The sequence below is a fragment of the Streptomyces sp. NPDC111656 genome (assembly GCF_055656965.1).
The window spans coordinates 35,364-51,209 of record NZ_JBVKCA010000003.1 but is presented as its reverse complement, the minus strand read 5'-3'; the positions used below and the strand labels follow the sequence as shown (position 1 = coordinate 51,209).

The 15,846-nt window shown below is 71.2% G+C and carries 13 protein-coding genes and 2 pseudogenes; 8 read left to right on the top strand and 7 right to left on the bottom strand.

The genetic code is table 11. From position 1 onward, the window contains the following. The first annotated feature begins 22 nt into the window (after positions 1-22). Positions 23-970 (top strand): expansin EXLX1 family cellulose-binding protein, encoded by a 948-nt coding sequence (locus tag ACZ7M3_RS10520; protein WP_472062304.1) that lies wholly within the window; start codon positions 23-25, stop codon positions 968-970. A gap of 67 nt (positions 971-1,037) precedes the next feature. Here ACZ7M3_RS10520 and wrbA read toward each other — a convergent pair whose 3' ends face one another. Continuing rightward, positions 1,038-1,640, bottom strand: a complete 603-nt coding sequence (gene wrbA / locus ACZ7M3_RS10515; protein ID WP_472063098.1) for an NAD(P)H:quinone oxidoreductase — start codon at positions 1,638-1,640, stop codon at positions 1,038-1,040. A gap of 129 nt (positions 1,641-1,769) precedes the next feature. Further along, positions 1,770-2,252: pseudogene (locus tag ACZ7M3_RS10510) on the bottom strand (YceI family protein); the annotation flags it as partial. A gap of 295 nt (positions 2,253-2,547) precedes the next feature. On the opposite strand from ACZ7M3_RS10510, the gene ACZ7M3_RS10505 reads away from it, so the two are divergent. Continuing rightward, complete coding sequence (locus ACZ7M3_RS10505) at positions 2,548-3,000, top strand: MarR family winged helix-turn-helix transcriptional regulator (RefSeq protein WP_472062303.1); 453 nt, start codon at positions 2,548-2,550, stop codon at positions 2,998-3,000. A gap of 562 nt (positions 3,001-3,562) precedes the next feature. On the opposite strand, the gene ACZ7M3_RS10500 is transcribed toward ACZ7M3_RS10505, so the two are convergent. Then, the gene (locus ACZ7M3_RS10500) at positions 3,563-3,973 is read right to left on the bottom strand and encodes an organic hydroperoxide resistance protein (RefSeq protein WP_388401664.1); all 411 of its coding nucleotides are present in this window, start codon (positions 3,971-3,973) and stop codon (positions 3,563-3,565) included. Between the two features lie 142 nt (positions 3,974-4,115). Here ACZ7M3_RS10500 and ACZ7M3_RS10495 point away from each other — a divergent pair, with 142 nt between their 5' ends. Then, complete coding sequence (locus ACZ7M3_RS10495; RefSeq protein ID WP_472062301.1) at positions 4,116-5,030, top strand: AraC family transcriptional regulator; 915 nt, start codon at positions 4,116-4,118, stop codon at positions 5,028-5,030. A 289-nt stretch (positions 5,031-5,319) separates the two neighbouring features. Here ACZ7M3_RS10495 and ACZ7M3_RS10490 read toward each other — a convergent pair whose 3' ends face one another. Beyond that, entirely contained in the window at positions 5,320-6,198 is an 879-nt protein-coding gene (locus tag ACZ7M3_RS10490) for an LLM class F420-dependent oxidoreductase (protein WP_472062300.1), read from the bottom strand. Positions 6,199-6,775: 577 nt separating this feature from the next. Between ACZ7M3_RS10490 and mdlC the strand changes: the two genes are divergently transcribed. Both mdlC and ACZ7M3_RS10480 read left to right on the top strand, forming a co-directional pair. Next, complete coding sequence (mdlC, locus tag ACZ7M3_RS10485) at positions 6,776-8,386, top strand: benzoylformate decarboxylase (RefSeq protein ID WP_472062298.1); 1,611 nt, start codon at positions 6,776-6,778, stop codon at positions 8,384-8,386. 38 nt (positions 8,387-8,424) lie between these two features. Then, positions 8,425-9,186 (top strand): SDR family oxidoreductase, encoded by a 762-nt coding sequence (locus tag ACZ7M3_RS10480; protein WP_472062296.1) that lies wholly within the window; start codon positions 8,425-8,427, stop codon positions 9,184-9,186. Between the two features lie 102 nt (positions 9,187-9,288). Here ACZ7M3_RS10480 and ACZ7M3_RS10475 read toward each other — a convergent pair whose 3' ends face one another. Further along, complete coding sequence (locus ACZ7M3_RS10475; protein WP_472062294.1) at positions 9,289-9,852, bottom strand: TetR/AcrR family transcriptional regulator; 564 nt, start codon at positions 9,850-9,852, stop codon at positions 9,289-9,291. Between the two features lie 96 nt (positions 9,853-9,948). Here ACZ7M3_RS10475 and ACZ7M3_RS10470 point away from each other — a divergent pair, with 96 nt between their 5' ends. Continuing rightward, complete coding sequence (locus ACZ7M3_RS10470; RefSeq protein WP_472062292.1) at positions 9,949-10,758, top strand: SDR family NAD(P)-dependent oxidoreductase; 810 nt, start codon at positions 9,949-9,951, stop codon at positions 10,756-10,758. 72 nt (positions 10,759-10,830) lie between these two features. Here ACZ7M3_RS10470 and ACZ7M3_RS10465 read toward each other — a convergent pair whose 3' ends face one another. Further along, a complete protein-coding gene (locus ACZ7M3_RS10465) occupies positions 10,831-12,093 on the bottom strand; it encodes a PucR family transcriptional regulator (protein WP_472062290.1) in 1,263 nt (420 codons plus the stop codon). Between the two features lie 104 nt (positions 12,094-12,197). Between ACZ7M3_RS10465 and ACZ7M3_RS10460 the strand changes: the two are divergent. Together ACZ7M3_RS10460 and ACZ7M3_RS10455 are read left to right on the top strand one after the other, a co-directional pair. Next, positions 12,198-12,584, top strand: a pseudogene (locus tag ACZ7M3_RS10460) (alpha-hydroxy-acid oxidizing protein); the annotation flags it as partial. Positions 12,585-12,715: 131 nt separating this feature from the next. Continuing rightward, positions 12,716-13,168 carry a MarR family winged helix-turn-helix transcriptional regulator gene (locus tag ACZ7M3_RS10455; RefSeq protein WP_472062288.1) on the top strand — a complete coding sequence of 151 codons (453 nt, stop codon included), beginning with the start codon at positions 12,716-12,718 and terminating at the stop codon, positions 13,166-13,168. An 11-nt stretch (positions 13,169-13,179) separates the two neighbouring features. Here ACZ7M3_RS10455 and ACZ7M3_RS10450 read toward each other — a convergent pair whose 3' ends face one another. Further along, positions 13,180-15,312 (bottom strand): MFS transporter, encoded by a 2,133-nt coding sequence (locus ACZ7M3_RS10450; protein ID WP_472062286.1) that lies wholly within the window; start codon positions 15,310-15,312, stop codon positions 13,180-13,182. Positions 15,313-15,846 lie beyond the last annotated feature (534 nt).

Genomic DNA, 15,846 nt, shown 5'->3' with positions numbered 1-15,846 from the left:
TCGCTCTTTTGATCGGACGGACATGAAGGCAACAAGGCAGGCCGCGCGGCGTCGCCCGCGCAGGCGAGGGCGGGTGACAGGCACGGCGCTGGCGCTGGTCGCCACCGTTGTGCTCGTCTCCCTGATCGTGGTCCTCCGCTCCGGCCGCGACGCCGGTGCCGGGAACGCAGCGGCCACGCCCGTCGCCGGCTCCCAGGAGACGGCCGTCCCGTCGGCGGCGTCCGGACGCAAGCCGCCCACGGCCTCCCCGGCCGCGACGGCCGGCGCGACCGCTCCAGCGCCTTCTGCGACCACCGCACCGGCGCGGACCCGGCCCGCGACCACCCGCCGGCCGGCTTCCGGCACGGCGTCATTGGCGGGACGGATCCGGCCCGAGACCACCTATCGGGGAACCGCCACCCACTACGACGCCGGGACAGGCGACGGAGCCTGCCTGTACGGCCCGAGCGATGACCTCATGACCGCGGCGATGAACCACACCGACTACGAGTCGTCCAAGGCGTGCGGGGCGTACGTGCGCGTCCGCGCGGCAGGCGGCGCCTCGGTCACGGTCCGGATCACCAACGAATGCCCGCTGCCCTGTGCACCTGGTCAACTCGACCTCAGCGCGCAGGCCTTCGCCGAACTCGCCGCTCCCTCGCTCGGCCGCATCCAGGTCACGTGGAGCCTGCTGAGCCCCAGCACGTCCGACACGGTCTCGATCCGGTACAAGACCGGGTCCAGCCGCTGGTGGTGCGCCATCCAGGTGATCGGCCACCGGAATCCGGTGGCGCGGCTGGAGGTCCGCACCGGCGGCGGCTGGCATCCGCTGCCCCGTACCGACTACAACTACTTCCTCTCCGACCGGGGCAGCGGGTGCGGGGGCGCGATCAGGATCACCGACATCTACGGAGAACCCCTGGTGCTCAACGGGATCGCCCTGCGGCCGGACGCCGTGCAGCCGACGCGCGTTCAGTTCGCGCAGCACTGACCCCCGCCGACCGAGCGGTCGAGCCCGGCCCCGGCCCGCGCGCCGTGACGCGGCCCGGAACGTCCTGTCAGGCGCTCTTGAACTGCGCGGTGACGGCGGCCACGCGCTTGCCCTGGTAGACGGCGGCGGCACGGGCGGTGTCGTCGACGGGGACCGCTCCCTGGCCGTTGACGTGGCTGGTGCCGTAGGGGTTGCCGTCGGCGAACTTCACGGGGTCGGTGTAGCCGGGCGTGACGATGATGCCGCCGAAGTGGTGGACGGAGTTGTACAGGGCCAGCAGCGTGGACTCCTGCCCGCCGTGCGCGGTGGCGGTGGCGGTGAAGCCGCTGTAGATCTTGTCGGCCAGCTTGCCCTGGGCCCACAGGCCGCCGAGGGTGTCGATGAACTGCTTGAGCTGGCTGGCGATGTTGCCGAAGCGGGTGGGGGAGCCGAAGATGACGGCGTCCGCCCACTCGATGTCGTCCGGGGTCGCCACGGGGATGTCCTCGGTGGCCACCATGTGCGCCGCCCAGGCCTCGTTGGTGGCGATGGCTTCCTTGGGGGCCAGTTCGGCGACGCGCAGAAGCCGTACCTCCGCGCCTTCCTTGCGGGCGCCCTCGGCCACCGACTCCGCCAGCTCGTGGACTGTCCCGCTGGAGGAGTAGTAGATCACTGCGATCTTGGGAGACATCGGAAGGTCCTTTTCTTCTTCTGCCGGCGTGACGGCGCGAGTCGCCGTGCTGAGGGCGGGGTGCGTGGTCGCGTTCGTGATGGGGCCGGTGGTGGGGCTGGTGGTGGGGTGAGCGGTGGCGGTCAGGGAGAGCCGCAGCCGGCGGGCCGCCATCCCGCGGGCGGCTGTCAGGCCGTGGCGGTGCCGGTCGACGGTCGCCGAGGCCGAGAGCCGCAGCGATCCGTCCCTGACGGTCAGTGAGTCGATCGTCAGCCGGAGGGGAGCGCGGTGCCCACGGACCGTGAGCGACCCCTCCACCGTCCAGACGCCGTCGTCGCCGCGGACCGCCCCGCTCGACTCGAAGCGGATGGCCGGGTGCCGGTCCGTGTCCAGGAACGCGGGCGAGCGCACGTGATCGTCCCGGCGCGCCGCACCGGTGTGGAAACTGCCCGCCGCGACGACCGCGTGCACGGCCGACCCGGTCACCGGTTCGGCGACGGAGATGCTCGCCGACTCCAGCGTGAAGGTGCCGTTCACCCTGCCGAGGCCGAACAGGTGCCGGGTGGTGAAGGTGATGGACGATCGCGCCGGATCGACCTGGTAGGTCCCGGCGGGCGGCAACTGGACACTCATGCCCTTCTGGCCTCTCACTCGTCGTCGCACGCGGCGATCCCCGACAGATTGTTCCTTGCGTAAGCAAGCATCTCTACGATGGTGATGCTTTGTCAAGCAAGTAAACGAGGGCTTGTCGGGTCGGCGCCTGCAGGCGTGCCGTGGGCCGGCTGGATCCCGCGGCCGCCAGCCCGTTCGCCGCGCGGGCGCGGGCGCGGGCGGTCGCCGGCCGGCCCTGCCAGTGCCGCAGGCTGCGCGGGAACCCGGGATCCGGTCACCGTTTGAGCTTGCTTGCTTGAGCATGTAAGCTACACGGATGAATGACGCTGCTCCGCTGGCCGCCGAGGAAGAGCGATTCTGGCGTGCCCTGATGCGCGTCATCATCGCGCTCCCGCGCTCGCTGGACGACGATCTGCTGCGGGCCACGGGACTGACGCTCACCGAGTACGTCGTCCTCATGAGTCTCTCCGAAGCGGAGAACCAGGAGCTGCGGATGACGGATCTCGCCGCGGCCAGCGCCCTGTCGGCAAGCCGGATCACCCGGATCGTGGACACGCTCCAGGCCCGGGGCCAGGTGACCAAGCGGCGTCACGAAGGCGACGGGCGGGGCAATGTGGCCTCTTTGACCCCCGAGGGGCTGAAGCGTCTTCAGGCCGCCTACCCCGTTCATCTGGCGAGTGCCCGTAAGCGGGTCGTCGACCAGCTCGACGGACGCTCCCTGCCCGCTCTGGTGAGGCAGTTCGAGGCCGTGGTGAAAGAACTCGACTGAATCAGGCCACCGGCGGCCGTGTCCCGGTCCGGTCGGTCGTCAGCCCGCGCTCGGCGAGGAGCCACCCGCCGTCCTGCTCGGCGAATTCGCCGGGACAACGGATCGGGGCGGTCACCGGCGTCCGCTGCCGCCGAGGCGTGGCTCAGGGACGCGTCCGTGACGCGGGAGGACCCGGGGCTGCGTTTGGGTCAGGCCTGGGCCGCGGGGGTCTGGCACGCACGCCCCCAAACTCTCGGCTTCGCTCGAACAGGGAAGGGCCCCCTGCGGCGTTGTCGTCGGTCGCCATGGCTCCGCCACGACTCCCTCCTCCGCCTTGCGGCTGCACGCACCGGACCCCGCTCACCGGCACCGGTCAAGCCCCGTTGCCGGCGTACAGGCAAGCAAACGTGCACAGTCAGGTACGCCTGAACGTACACAGGGTCTCGGTGTGAAATGAGCTGGTCTCAAGACCGACAGGCGTTGCCCCGCGCCGTGGGCAACCGGGCAGGACGACGCCACCTGGATCGCGAATGGATCGCGAACTCCGGCGGTTGCGGTCCAGGCGGCGTTCAGCGGGCGGCGGTTACTCGGCGAGCAGCTCGACCGGGATGCTGCCGCGCGTGGCGTTGGAGTACGGGCAAACCTGGTGGGTGGCCTCGATGAGCTCGCGACCGACTTCCCGGGGCAGGCTGTCCGGCAGCTTCGTCCGCAGGCTGACTTCGAGCTGGAAGCCGCCCTGCCCGTTGGGGGCGAGGCCGACTTCGGCGGTGACCGACATGCCCGAGACGTCGATCTTCTCCTTCTGTGCCACCAGCTGCATGGAGGTGGCGAAGCAGGCCGCATAGCCCGCCGCGAAGAGCTGCTCGGGGTTGGTGCCCTCGCCGGTGCCGCCCAACTCCTTCTGGAGGGCCAGCTCGACGTCCAACTTGCCGTCCGAACTGAAGGCGCGGCCGTCGCGGCCGGTCGCGGTCGCGACGGCGGTGTACAGGCTCATGTCCTGCCCTTCTGGTAGACCGATCGGCCAATCTGTTTGGCGCACTCAGCGTATGGAGGTCAGGAGGCGCTCCCCATGGCTCACCGTCTCCGTTTCATATCTGATCGTCTTGCGCGTAGCGGCCTCGCGATACGGTCTGGCGATGGACGTGCTCAGCGATGCGATCGGTGTCATGCGTATGGGGCGCCCGCATTCCAGTGAGATCCGCAAGCGCGCTCCGTGGGGAGTGCGGGCCGAGCCGTTCTCCGGGGCCGGCTTCCATGTGGTGCTGGAAGGGGCATGCTGGCTGATCCCGCCGACGGGCGCCGCGATCGCCCTGAGCGTGGGCGATGTGGTGTGCCTTCCGCACGGCTGCGGGCACGCTCTGGCCGACAGCCCGTCGACGACCCTGACGGGCGCACCCTCGGCCTCCCTGCGGGAGATAGCGCCGAGCGCCGACGACGGCGAGGGAGCCACGACGGTCCTGCTGTGCGGCGCATACACGCTCGACCAGACCCGGCCACATCCACTGTTCGAGGAACTGCCCGAGGTCATCCACCTTCCGGCACGTCTTGGCCACCGCACGCCGCTGCATGCTGCCGTCAACCTGCTCGGCGACGAGATCGCCTACCCGGACCACGGAACCGAAGCGGTCGTGTCGGCCCTGCTGGACATCATGCTGCTGTACATCCTGCGGGCCTGGCTCGACGAGCAAACCGACGACGGTCCGGCCACCGGGTGGGCCGCGACGCTGCGCGATCCGGCGATCACCGCAGCGCTGCACCATATCCACCGGGAACCCGCCGGGCAGTGGACGGTCGAAGCGCTGGGCGCGAAAGCCGGACTGTCGCGCGCGGCCTTCTCCCGCCGGTTCACCTCGCTGGTCGGCAAACCGCCGCTGGGCTACCTGACCTGGTGGCGGATGACCCTGGCGGCGCGACTGCTGCGTGACAGCGACAAGCCGGTACAGACCGTCGCGCAGCGCACCGGATACACCTCCGAATTCGCCTTCGCCAAAGCGTTCAAACGAGAGTACGGCCTGGCTCCCGGCCGGTACCGCCAGCAGTCGCGGAGGTAGTCAGCTCAGCACGCCCTGACGACGACGGCCTCCTGCCGGACGCCATCGTGAACTGCCGCCGACCGCTCGAAGCCGGGCGGCGAGTACGGCGCCCGCGGATCCGCCTCCGACGACGATGACATCGGCGTCCTTGCCCGGCGGTCGTTGCTGTCACGCACGGACTTTCCTTTGAGGGCCTGTCAGCGGATGCTCTTTGAACGCTTCTTCAAGCACACTGATACAGCGGGGGTTGGTCAGGTTCCTGCCACGTGCTGCGGCCAGGGATGCGGTATCCCAGAGGCGCGGTATCTCAGAAATGCGCTGCCTCGGGAACGACGCGTTCTCCGAGCAGCTGGAGGGCTGCCTGCTGGTCGGCTCCCCGTACCGGGCCGATGACGTGGTCGATGCCGATCCGGTGCAACCGGCGCAGTTCGGCGAGCAGGCCCGGCACGTGCTCGCCGCGCGGCCCGGGGTCGAGGGGGAGAAGGACGGTCTTCTCGATCGTGTCGTAGTCCCGCCCGGCCCGGTCGCAGTGCCCGCGCAGCACGTCGAGTTTGTGCCGGAGGTCCGGTCCGTGGAAGAGGTTGCAGGCGTTGCCGTACTCCGCGACGAGCCGCAGTGTCTTCCGCTCGCCGGACCCGCCGATCAGGACCGGCGGATGGGGGCGCCGTACCGTGGCCGGGGAGTTGAGGGTGCGTTCGAGCCGGTAGTGGCGGCCGTTGAAGGGCCCTTCGTCGTCGCTCCACATCTGCAGGCAGATCCGCAGCGTCTCCTCGAGGCGTTCGAACCGCTCCGCGAGGGGCGGGAAGGGCAGGCCCAGTCCGCGCGCCTCGGCGACGTTGAACCCCGCGCCGACGCCGATGCCCAAGGCCGCCCGGCCCTCGGACAGTACGTCGAGCGTGGTGACCATCTTGGCCAGCAGGCCGGGCTCGCGGTAGCCGGCCGAGGTCACCAGGGCGAGAAGCTCCACGCGTTCGGTGCTCGCCGCCAGGTAGCCCAGCGTGGTGTACGCCTCCAGCATCTCCTGTTCGGACGTCCCCACGATCCCGATCTGGAAGAGATGGTCCATGACGGCGATGCGCGTGAACCCGTACTCCTCCGCGGTGCGGGCGAGCCGGCCCACGTGACGTGCGATACCTGCCGGGCCCCGGGGCCGGGTGAAGTCAGCGATGGCCATGCCGAGGTTCATGCGGGCTCCCGTGTCCGGACCGACCGACCGAGTATGCCCAGGCATTCATCTGCTTTGTCAAGCAAGGAAATACCGGTGAGTATCGCTCTTATTGGTGTCAGGAAACCAATTTCCTGGCAAATGTGGTGTCCGTCGCCCAATGGCTCCATCCGTGCACGCTCCTAGCGTCGTCCTGACGGAAGCGGTCCGATCCCCGGACCGGAAGGAGAGCGGTACATGAGCGCGGCAAAGGAGCGGTGCATGAACGCGACGGACGGCACGGCGGCCGGCCCGTCGCGGGCCCCGGGGCGGCGCCCGCCCGTGGCATGACCGTGGCCGCGCGGAGCGCCGGGCCCCGGCCGGCCGGAGGTCCGCTGCGGCGTCGCCCCGCCGGCCGTGGCGGCCGCTGGACGTGCCGTCACCGAACGGACCGCATTTCGCGACGAGGGCGCCGGTGTCGAGCAGGATCGGATCGGCGCTTGGTTCCGGCGTCCCACGACGCGAGGGAAGGCGCCCGGGCCTTCACCGAGAAGCGCGCACCCCACGGGCAGGGCCGCTGACCCGGCGCCCGGCTCCAGCACGAAAGTCGGTGGCAACAATGACCGAGCGATCCACCGTCCACAGCGTGACCTACGACCTGCTGCGGACCCTGAAACTCACCACGGTCTTCGGCAATCCCGGCTCGACCGAGCAGACCTTCCTGCAGGATTTCCCCGAGGACTTCACCTACGTCCTGGCGCTGCAGGAGGCGTCCGTCATCGCGATGGCCGACGCCTTCGCCCAGGTCACGCGCCGCCCGGCACTGGTCAACGTGCACTCCTCGGCCGGGGTGGGAAACGCGGTGGGCAACCTGGTGGCGGCCTACCACGGAAACACGCCCCTGATCATCACCTCGGGACAGCAGCACCGTGAACTCGTGATCGGGGAGCCGTATCTCGGCAACCGCGAGGCCACCACGCTGCCGAAGCCGTGGGTGAAGTGGTCCTACGAGCCGGCCCGCGCCGAAGACGTCCCCGAGGCCTTCATGCGGGCCTACGCGGAGGCACTGCAGCCGCCGGCGGGACCGGTCTACCTGTCGATTCCCATGGACGACTGGAAGCGGCCGCTGTCCGGATTCACCCGGGTCCGGACCGTCAGCGACCGGGTCGTCCCCGATGCGCAGCGCCTGCGGCTGTTCGCCGACCGCATCTCCGCAAGCCGCCGTCCCGCGCTGGTCTTCGGGCCGGAGGTGGACCGCGCCGGCGGCTGGGACGCGGCCGTGGCCCCGGCGGAGAAGCTGCGCGCTTCCGTCTACGGCGCCCCGCTGCTGGACCGCGCCTCCTTCCCCGAGGACCACCCCCTCTTCCGCGGCCCGCTCGGCATGTCGGTGAAGACCATCAGCGACCGGCTGGCCGGGCACGACCTGGTGGTCGTGATCGGCGCGGAGGCGTTCCGCTACTACCCCTACGTGCCCGGCGACTACCTCCCCGACGGCACCGAACTCCTGCAGATCACCGGCAATCCGGGGGTGGCCGCGGCGGCGCGGGTGGGCGACAGCCTCCTGGGCGATCCCGCGACGGCGACCGGGCTGCTCCTGGACATGGTCGCCGAGGGGTCTGCGCGGACCGCTCCGGAGCCGATGGCGCGGCCCCGTGAGCTGCCGCAGGTGCCGGGCAGCCCGCTCACCCCGCCGGAGGTGTACGCCGCCCTGAGCAGGGTCCGGCCGCCGGACGCGGTCATCGTCAACGAATCGACCTCCACGATGGCGCAGCAGGTCGAGTGGCTTCCGACGGTCAGGAGCGGATCGTTCTTCGCCACGGCCAGCGGAGGGATCGGCTGGGGCACCCCGGCCGCGGTGGGCGTCGCGCTGGGCGACCGGGAGCGGGGCGTCGACCGGCCGGTGGTCGGCCTGATCGGCGACGGTTCCTTCCAGTACTCCGTGCAGGCCATCTGGACGGCGGCCCGGCACGACCTTCCCATCGTGTACGTGGTCATGCGCAACCAGGAGTACTCCATCCTCAAGTCGTTCGCGGTACTGGAGGAGACACCGGGCGTTCCGGGACTCGACCTGCCCGGGCTCGACATCGCCTCCGTGGCCCGCGGATTCGGATGCCGTGCGGTCGACGTGGAGACCACGGGGGACCTGGAGCGTGAGTTCAAGGCGGCCCTGAGCGCCGGCACCACCACCGTCATCGTGGTGCCCACCCAGCCCCAGAAGGCGATGCTGTAGGCCGTGCGACCGGCACGGCGGGACAGGAGACAGCGGTCATGGACCTTGGACTGAAGGACCGGGTGTACATCGTCACCGGTGGCACCCGCGGTCTGGGCAGGGCCGCCGCGCGCGAACTGGTGGCGGACGGGGCGAGGGTGGTCGTCAGCGGCCGCGGCGAGAAGCCGGTGGCCGCCGCCGAGGCGGAGCTCGGCGGCCGGGGGCAGGCGGTCGGTGTCGTGGCCGACAACGCCGACCCCGCTGCCCCGGACCGGCTCATCGGCGCGGCACGCGATGCCTTCAGGCGGCTGGACGGGGTGCTCATCAGCGTCGGCGGCCCGCCGGCAGGTACGTCGGACACCACCGACGACGATCTGTGGCGTGCCGCCTTCGAGTCGGTCTTCCTCGGTGCGGTGCGGCTGTCGCGCGCCGTCGCGGCGGAGCTGGACGGGGGAGGGGTCATCGGCTTCGTCCTCTCCAGCTCCGTGTACGAGCCGATTCCCGGCCTCGCGCTCTCCAACGCCTTCCGGCCGGGCCTGGCCGGTTACGCGAAGAACCTGGCGAACGAGCTGGGTCCCCGGGGCATCCGCGTCGTCGGTCTCGTGCCCGCCCACATCGAGACCGACCGGGTCCGCGAACTCGACGCGCACACCGGCCACGCCGACGCCGCCCGCGCCCGTGCGACCGCCGGCGTCCCCCTGCGCCGCTATGGAACCCCCGAGGAGTTCGGCCGCAGCGCCGCCTTCCTGCTGTCGCCCGCCGCGTCCTACCTGACGGGCGTGATGCTGTCGGTCGACGGGGGTGTGCGCAGGAGCTTCTAGGGCCTGCCCGGCCGGTCATGCCGCAGATGCGGGGGCCCGGTACGCCCTCCCCCAAGCTCTTCGAGCAGGGGGTGCCCCCAGCGGCGGTGCCGCCGGCGGAGCCTAGGGGCGCAGGGCGACGCCGACGGCCATGGTGAGCTTGTCGACGAATGCCGGACGGTCGGCGACGCGGTGCTTCCAGCCCTCGGCGGCGGCGTGCAGGACCTCGGCGATCTGCCGCGGGGTGACGCCTGCGGTGGGCCGGCCGGAGGCGGCGACGGCCTCGGTGAGCGCGTCGAGGAAGGCGCCCCGGTAGTCGTCGTACATGTTCTCGAGCTGCGCGGTGCCGTGCTCCAGCAGGTCGTCGACGCCCTCGTTGATGTGCGTGCCGACGTAGCGGCCCAGATGGGCGTCGAGCGCGGCCACCAGACGCGCGTTGAGGTCCGCACCGGGCGCGGCCAGCGCCGTGCGGGCGTCGCCCAGGGCCTCGTCCAGCGCCTGCCGCATGGTCTCGCGGAACAGCTCCTCCTTGCCGGAGAAGAGGAAGTACAGGCCGGGGCGGGAGATGTCCGCCGCCTGGGCCACCGCGTCCATCGACGTCTTGCGATAGCCGAACGTGGCGAAAACGGTCAGTGCCGCCGCGAGCACCTGCTCGCGGCGTCGGGTGTCCCCACGGGTCGCTGCCATATGCACACCATACCGACTGAGCGTGCTATACATGTTTTGTAGATTCTGTTTAGTAGCGAGTGTGGGTGCAGAGACCACGCCGCGAGAGAGGGCATCATGCGCAAGACCGTTCTGATCACAGGTGCTTCGACAGGCATGGGCGAAGCGGCCACCTTCGAGTACGCCGCGCGCGGCTGGAACGTCGTGGCCACCATGCGCGACACGGCCAAGGCCAACCCGGCCTTCGCCGGCCTCGGCAACGTCCTGGTCGCACGCCTCGACGTCACCGACGCCGCCGGCATCGAGCAGGCCGTCAAGGAGACCCTCGACCGCTTCGGCGCCATCGACGCCCTCGTGGGCGCCGCCGGCTACGGGCAGGTCGGCACGGTCGAGGAAGTCAGCCCCGACCAGCTGCGCGACCAGTTCGAGACCAACGTGGTGGGCCTCGTCCAGGTGATCCAGGCCGTACTCCCGCACATGCGGGAACGCGGCCGCGGCCACATCATCAACGTCGGCTCCATGGGCGGCCACGTCAGCCTGCCCACGATGGCCGTGTACTGCGCCTCCAAGAGCGCCGTGCAGAACCTGACCGAGGGACTGGCCAAGGAGGTCGGCCCGCTGGGCATCCGCGTCACCCTGGTCGAGCCGGCGGGCTACAACACCAGTTTCGGGACCAATGCGAAGCTCCCCGCCACGTCCATCCCCGACTACGCGCCCTCCTACGCCGCCATGGCCGCATTCGACCAGCAGGCGGTGCGGGGCGACCTCGTCAAGTCCATGGCGGCCGTCGCCGACATCACGGGCATCGACGAGCCCCCGCTGCACCTCGCGGTGGCCACCGCAGGCCTGGAGATGGTGCGCGGCCGCTTCGCCGAACTGATGGACGAGTACACCCGCTGGGAGCCGGTCACGGCCGGCACCGACTGACGCCGAGGAGCAGCTCCCAGATCTCGGCCACGGACCGCCCGGGGGCGACAGGCCGGCCGGCGCGAGGGCGTGTCATGCCGGGGCGCTGCGAAGGAGCGTCAGGCCGAGGTACTGGACGGCCAGCAGCGCGACTTCCAGATCGATGCGGCGCTCCTGGACGGGATGGCCCATGACCTCCTCGGCCTTCCGGATGCGGTAGTGCACGGTGTTCTTGTGCAGAATCTGAGCGCCGGCCGTGGCGGTGTAACTGCAGCCGGTGTCCAGGAAGATCTGCACGGTCTCCCGCAGCCGCGCGCAGTTCTCGTCATCGACAGCCAGCGGGCCCAGAACCCCCCACACCCAGGCGCGCATGTCCTCGACATTGGCGCACATCAAGGCGATCGGAGCCACCCGGGAGTACTCGGTGAACCGGGTGCCGGGACTGGCCAGCGTCGCCAGCTCCTGGGTGCGCAGTGCCTGGTGGTGCGTGGAGCGGAACCCCCCGATGCCGGGCTCCACGTTCCCCACGCACACATGCACCGAGGCATCGGTCCTCTCGATCGCGTCCGACAGCTGTTCCCAGGAGACGTCGTGGTGCGAGCCGAACGGCAGCCACGCCCAGGACAGCGCTTCGTCCCGGGGAACGAACAGCGGCCGGGCAGGACAGCCGAGCGCTTCGGCGGCCACGGTGGTCATCCGGTCGAGTCTGGCCAGCCCCGCACCCGCCTCCGCCAGCGGGGGCAGCCAGGACACCAGCCCGAGGTGGTACTGCCGGATGCGGTACCCCAGAGCCGACTCCGCCCAGTCGAGATCGACGTCCTTCCCGGCGAGGATGTCCCGCACGCGCGCGGCACGCACGGCTGTCCGGCTCAGCAGCCAGTGGTCGCGTTCGAGCTGGTAGACATCGATGACATGCTCCGTGACCCGGTCGATGTAGCCGAAACTCATGTTCAGCATGCGCCGGTTGGTCGCGGCGGACAGGGACTCGTCGGCGCCCTGACGGCTGAGCTCGTCGAGACACCATTGCAGGAAACGCCAGTGCCCGATCCTGTAGGACCTGATCAGCGCACCGAGGGGTACGTTCCGCTGGGCCAGTCTCCGGGCGTACTCCGAGGCGACCGGGGGCCCCTCGACGTTGTCCAGCGGTATGTCGTTCTCGAAAATGTGCAGCAGCGTGGCGACGTTCTCCGCGACGCTCGCTTCGAGGATCTTGATGACGGTCCCGTCACCCCGGAGCTCCGGGATCTCCGCGAGCAGCTGCTCCCCGATGTCACGGCTGACGTCCGAAAGATGTGCCCCCACGCTCTCCGCGACCACGGACAGCTGCTTTGCGGCCTCGGGATACTCCGCAGCCATGCCCCGATCGTACAAAACGAGATCACCGGCTGCTCATCGGCGGACCGCGCACGCGCGACGTGACCGGGGGCCGCGGCGGATCAATGCACGCCGGCCACAACCCCTTCAGCGCGGTCCGTACCGCTGTGACCACCTGGATCACGGGATGGAGCCCCCGCGACCGGGCAACCGGCAACTTCCCGCAGTCGCGCGGCCACTGCCTTGCCAGCCACACGTCCGACCCGGCCTTCCGGACCCGGCTGGCCAAAGCCCCCGAGGAGGATGTGCGGGCCGCACTGCTGGAGTGGGCACGGACCTTCGGCAATCCGCTGACCTGGGACGATCTCAGCCGGCTGCGGTCGATCACCGACCTGCCGCTCGTCCTCAAAGGTATCTGCCACCCCGAAGACGCGCGCCGTGCCAGGGACGGCGGCGCGGACGGGAACCACCACCCCAGCCACGGCGGCCGGCAGGCGAACGGCGCACTGCCCGCCGCGGAGGCGCCGCCGGGAGCGAGCTCCGTACGTGCAACAGGGTCTGTCCGGCCGGCCGTTGACGGGATCGGGTCCGCCTGCCCGGGGATCCGCCTCTCCCGGTTCCCGTCCCTGGTCAGGGCATCTTCGCCCTGCAATATGCTGGCTCGGTGAGTAGCGAACCGGTACCGCCAGAGGGCACCGCCGTCGAGCTGATGCGGGCGATGACGCGGCTGCGCGCGCGGCTGCGCACCGAGGCGCCGATCGACGACCTGCCGTGGAACTGGTCGCATCTGACCACGCTGCACCGGATCGTCACGGACGGCCCGATGACCGTGAGCGAGCTCGCGCAGGCCGAGCACGTGCGGCGGCAGTCGATGGCGGAGACCGTGGCCGCGCTGCGCGCCGGTGAACTGGTCACCACCGCGAAGGACCCCGACGACGGGCGCAAGGCCCTGGTGAGCGCGACCCCGGCCGGGCGGACGCTGACCGAGCGGATCCCGGCGGCCCGTGAGGCGTGGCTGGCCGAGGTGATCGGGTCCGCGCTTCGGGCCCCCGAGCGCCGGACGCTCGACAGGGCCGCCGAGATCATGAATCGCCTGGCGGACTGTGAGACCGCCTAGCGCCGTGCCGGCTACTGCGCTGCCGTGCTCAGGGCGGCGAGGTCCGCGGTGCTGATGATCTCGGCCTGGTGGGGGAAGACCTTCTCCATGAGCACCTGGTGCACCTCCGGATCGGGGTCGGCGGTGGCGTCGGCCAGGAGGAACAGACGGTAGTCCTCATCGGCCGCCTGCCGCAGGGTGGTCAGCACCACGCCGCTGGTGGACAGCCCGGCGAGGACCAGGGTGTCCACGCCGCGGGCACGGAGTTCGGCGCGCAGGTCGGTGTCGCTGGCGAAGGCACTGATCCGTGTCTTGCGCACGGTCAGATCGTCCTCCCCGGCCTTCAGGGACTCGTGCACGGCCGTCGCCGCGGTGCCGTCGGTGAGGTACCCGGCCGCGACGGCCTGGGAGAACGTCTTGTTGTGGGCGGGCACGGCGGCGGCGTCCTTCTCCGCGAGCGCGACGCGTACGAAGACGACGTGCGCCCCGTGGGCGCGGGCCCAGGCCAGTGCCTCGCCCGCGCGGGCGAGCACGCCCTGCGGGTCGGGCACGGCGCCGAGCACGACGGGCTGGAAGTCCATCAGCAGCAGCGCGGTGCGGGCCGGGTCGAGGGCGGGGGCGGTGTGCGTACCAGTGGTCATGTCTGTGGATCGGCTTTCTGTGCGAGGGGGTTCTGTGCGAGTGGGGTGTGTGCTGGGCGCGGGGTCCGGATTCCGCGCCCCGGCCGGGGGCTGGTTCGTGTGGTGCCGGTCGGCGCGGGCCAACTGCCGGTCGAGGACGGTCATCACGAGGACGAGAGCGGAGATCGCGACCAGCACCCACGCTATGGAGTGCAGGCCGCTGTCGCTCACGCCGCGGTGGAAGGCGGTGCCGGTGATCGCCGCCGAGGCGATGGACCCGATGTAGCCGAAGGTGCGCAGCAGTCCGGAAGCGGTGCCCAGCGCGGCGGCGGGGGCCTCCTGGTAGAGGACGGTCTGGTTGGCGACCGTTCCGGCGCCGGAGGTCAGGCCGAAGACCGCGGTGACGCAGATGACCGCCGCCATCGGGGTGTTGCTGCCCACGAACAGCGTGGCCACCGCGCCGACGAGCAGCAGGACCGCGCAGGCGATCAGCGGCCACCGCACCGCCGCCCGCCGCGACACCAGCCGGGCGGCCAGGGCGGTCAGCACACCCATCGGCATCAGCATCAGCCCGGCCTGGTAGGCGGACAGGCCGCGGGCCACCTCCAGCCACTGGGTGAGCCCGTACAGGATCACGTAGGTGCCCATCAGGGTCAGGCCGTTGCGCAGGTAGGTGCGGGTCAGGGCGCCGTTGGCGACGAGCAGCCGTACGTCGAGGAAGGGCTGGGCGGCGCGCAGTTCCCAGCCGACCAGGGCGGCGGCGAGGACCAGGGCGGCGGCGAGCGCGGGCCGGTCCAGGCGCGGCAGCGCGTCGAGGAAGACCATCAGCGCGGTGAGCGAGCCGCCGAAGCCCAGCATGCCGAGCAGGTCGATGCGGGAGGCGAGCGCGCGGGGCGAGCCGAAGCGCACCGGGTCGGGGTCCCGGGCGATCCCGGCCAGCGCCAGGAACAGGGCGACGGCGGCGACCGGGATGTTGATCCAGAAGGCGGCGCGCCAGCCCGCCCAGCCGATCAGCAGTCCGCCGATGGCGGGGCCGACGGCGACGGTGGCGGCACCGGTGATCGACAGACCGCCGAGCACCTCGCGCGGCGGGGCCTCGTGGCCGGCCTGTGCGGCGCGGCGGCGGATCAGCAGCATCGCCGCCGGGTAGCCCGCCGAGGTGCCCGCGCCGATCAGTACCCGGGCCACGATCAGTGCCGTCAGCGAGTGGGCCAGCGAGCCGACGATCCCGGCCGCGAGCACCAGCGTGATACCGGCCACGAAGATCCGCCGGGGCCCGAACTCCTCGGCGAGGCGCCCGGCGGCGGGCTGGGCCAGCGCGCTGGTGAGATAGAGGCTGGAGATCAGGATCGCGGTGTCCCCGACGGGGATGTGCAGGGCCGCGGCGATGGCGACCAGCGCCGTCGCGATGATCGAGCTGTTGACCGGGTTGAGCGAGGCCCCCAGGTACAGCGGCGCCACAAAGCGCGCACCGAAGGGATTGCCGCGGGGCGCTCCGGCCTCGGATATCCGCTCCGGAGTGCGGGTGTCACCGGCAGACGGCACGGCGCGGCTCCTTCCTCCGGGACCTTCCGCGACGGGGCAGGCCTGCTGGGGAGATCCCGGCGGAGATGAGCAGGCCACCTGACAAATATTAACAGGCAGCCTGCCTATCTCGGGCCGGGGCCGTCCACCCCGGCCGCAGAGCGGTCCCGGCGCAGCCCGCCGGGCCCCGCGCCCCGGACGGCGACGAACACGGCGACGCGACCGCCGCCCTCTGCGATCACCGCCGACGCGCACCATGGACGGCACGGCCCCACCACCACGCCCCTCACGCGGCGAAACCGGTGAACCGGGGGAGACGCAGCCCCGGCCAGAACCGGAGGACCAGCCGTCCCCGGACACGCGGGTCCCCGGACAGGCGACGACGGCCTCGCAGCTCACCCCCGGCCGGCCGAACTCCTTCACCGCCGTGCCGCAGACAGGCGCCACCTCTCGGCCCGGCCCGATGCACAGGTACGGACTCGACGCCTTCACCCCTCCTGAAGCACGAAGAGACGACAGCGTCCCGACGCACCCTTCCCCGCCCGTTCCTGGATC